Below are 2,697 nucleotides of genomic sequence, written 5' to 3'. Positions count from 1 at the left end.
GAACGGCGGACTGTTAATCCGTATGTCGCAAGTTCAAGTCTTGCAAGGGGAGCCACATTCAAGAAAGCCAAGTCGAAAGACTTGGCTTTTTTTCGTTTGAACAAAAACAAACTCTATTCAATATACACATCAGCTCCTCACTAACTCTTAATCAGTCTCGATAAATTGAGTTATCTCCTTTTAGTACTCTTACTACAGCAGTTGATTCTAAGTTCTATAAAGCATATCCACTACAACAGAACCAACGCCTTATAAAGTTCATGACCCGCTAATATTCACATTAAAACAAATAGAACCAAGTCCTGTTACTTTTTTTTCTTCGAAAATTTAATCCCTATCATACTTTGATGTCTTTCTAATATCTGCCTTACACCACTTAGATTAAGATTCGATGAATTATACCTAATACTAATTATTGAATCGCTGCGCGGGGAAATATGAAACTAAAAACGCAAGCTTACTTATTATCGGGCATCATCTTGATCGCCCTGCTAGCACTGACGGCTACAGGCTTATGGACCTTAAGAGTTGCTAGCAACATGGACAACAAAGCTCGCGTAACAGAGCTGTTTAAGAGCGCATACAGCATTCTTACTGAAGTCGAAAAAATGGCGATTGATGGCACACTAGAAGAAGAGCAAGCCAAGCAACTAGCTACTCGCCTTCTACGCAACAACATCTATAAAGATAATGAATATGTTTACGTAGCCGATGAGAACATGACGTTTATCGCGACACCATTAGATCCTCAACTGCACGGAACCAGTTTTAACGACTTTAAAGATGGCGACGGCAATAGTGTTGGGCAGCTAATCCAAAGAGTACTTGGTAATCGTACTGGCGAGATCATTGAGTACACCTGGACACAAAAACTGCCAGATGGAACGATTGAAGAAAAACTGTCTATTGCAGAGAAAACGCCACATTGGGGTTGGGTTGTCGGCACTGGTATCGGGTTCAATGAAGTTAACGCTCGTTTTTGGTCTACTGCTCAATGGCAGCTATTCCTTTGTGTCGTGATTGCTGGTCTTATTCTGGCGAGCCTAATTGTATCCATTAAACGCATGCTAGCGCTTCTTGGCGGCGAACCTAAAGACGTACGAGAAGCAGTACAAGCCGTAGCACAAGGTCGAATTCAAACCTCTTTCGAAACTCAGGCAATTGACGGCAGTATCTATCACGCCGTACAACAAATGAGTAAGTCATTGGCTGAGCTAGTATCAAACCTTGACGCTTCAATGCTGGCATTAAGAGGCGAACTGCAGCGCGTAGAAGATCGCGCTGGGTCAATTGGTCAACTGACAGACACCCAACAGCAATCAACAGAGATGATCGCGACAGCAATGACCGAGATGGCCTCTTCAGCCAATAACGTAGCTGCTTCAGCTAGCGATACCGCGCGCAACACCGACGAGGCCGACAAACAGAGCCAGCATACCCAACAACTCATTCACAACACAGTAGATAACATTCAAGGCTTAGCAGGCCAACTAGGCACAGCAAGCGAAGCTGTCGCTAACCTAGATAACGATGTAAACAACATTGCAAAAAGTATTGGATGTGATTGGTGATATAGCGGAGCAAACTAACCTATTGGCACTAAATGCAGCCATTGAAGCAGCTCGAGCTGGCGAACAAGGTCGTGGATTTGCTGTTGTAGCAGATGAGGTTCGTAACCTTACAGGCAGAACACAATCGAGCACAAAAGAAATCCAATTAATGATTAATAACCTTCAAGAGGGATCTCGCAACGCAATTCAAACCATGGAAGTGTGTGCCGCGACCAGTGAAAGCACCGTAACAGAGTCTCAAAACGCCTCTGAAGCACTACAACAGATTGTTGTCGCATTAGAGTCCATTTCATCAATGAGTCATCAAATCGCAACAGCGGCCGCTGAGCAGACTCAGGTGAGCGATGATATATCGAAGCGTATCAATATGATCGAAGAGAGCGGTAACCAACTGAGCAATGTCGTAACAGAAAGTCATAACAGCACCCAAACTCTTGCCTCTCTTTCCAACGAATTAGAAGCTTGGGTTAATAGGTTTGAAGTAAAACACTAAACTCCCTAGAAAATTTTCAAATAAAAAAGCACGTTTTCATACGTGCTTTTTTTATTTCGGCGCCCATTCAGTGTAGTTAACCGTAGTTTTACTATCTTTTAGGGCATGCTAGACCTAGGTTTTTCACCCCAAATGAGCAAAAACAACCCACTAAGTATAGAAAAACATCAAACGATACTTTTTTTGCAATTTAATGTTGACCCAGAACGCGAAAACACGTTTAATACACCTCGTCGCCCGGATAGCTCAGTCGGTAGAGCAGAGGATTGAAAATCCTCGTGTCGGTGGTTCGATTCCGCCTCCGGGCACCACAATTTATTTGTTGGTGTCTTAGACAACAACAGTAAAGCACAAAGAAATATTATGTGCCGACTTAGCTCAGTAGGTAGAGTAACTGACTTGTAATCAGTAGGTCACCAGTTCGACTCCGGTAGTCGGCACCATTTCTTTAAAGCTTTAAGAATAATTCCCCTTTAGTTCAGTTGGTAGAACGGCGGACTGTTAATCCGTATGTCGCAAGTTCAAGTCTTGCAAGGGGAGCCAAGTTAATCATCAAGCATAAGCTTTTTGATTCATGATGCCGACTTAGCTCAGTAGGTAGAGCAACTGACTTGTAATCAGTAGGTCACCAGT

The 2,697-nt window shown here is 43.2% G+C and carries 3 tRNA genes and 1 pseudogene; all 4 read left to right on the top strand.

Annotated features, from left to right (window positions below):
• Nucleotides 1–437 precede the first annotated feature (437 nt).
• The 4 genes and pseudogenes from ACED46_RS21660 (at nt 438) to ACED46_RS21645 (ending at nt 2,607) form a co-directional block, all read left to right on the top strand.
• Nucleotides 438–2,064, top strand: a pseudogene (locus ACED46_RS21660) (methyl-accepting chemotaxis protein).
• 235 nt (nt 2,065–2,299) lie between these two features.
• A tRNA-Phe gene (locus ACED46_RS21655) sits at nt 2,300–2,375 on the top strand.
• Between the two features lie 56 nt (nt 2,376–2,431).
• Nucleotides 2,432–2,507, top strand: a tRNA-Thr gene (locus ACED46_RS21650).
• Nucleotides 2,508–2,531: 24 nt separating this feature from the next.
• Nucleotides 2,532–2,607, top strand: a tRNA-Asn gene (locus ACED46_RS21645).
• The last annotated feature ends 90 nt before the right edge of the window (nt 2,608–2,697 follow it).

This window comes from Vibrio sp. 1S139 (genome assembly GCF_041439475.1).
Classification (GTDB): domain Bacteria; phylum Pseudomonadota; class Gammaproteobacteria; order Enterobacterales; family Vibrionaceae; genus Vibrio; species Vibrio crassostreae_C.
This window is presented reverse-complemented; position numbering and strand designations above follow the sequence as displayed.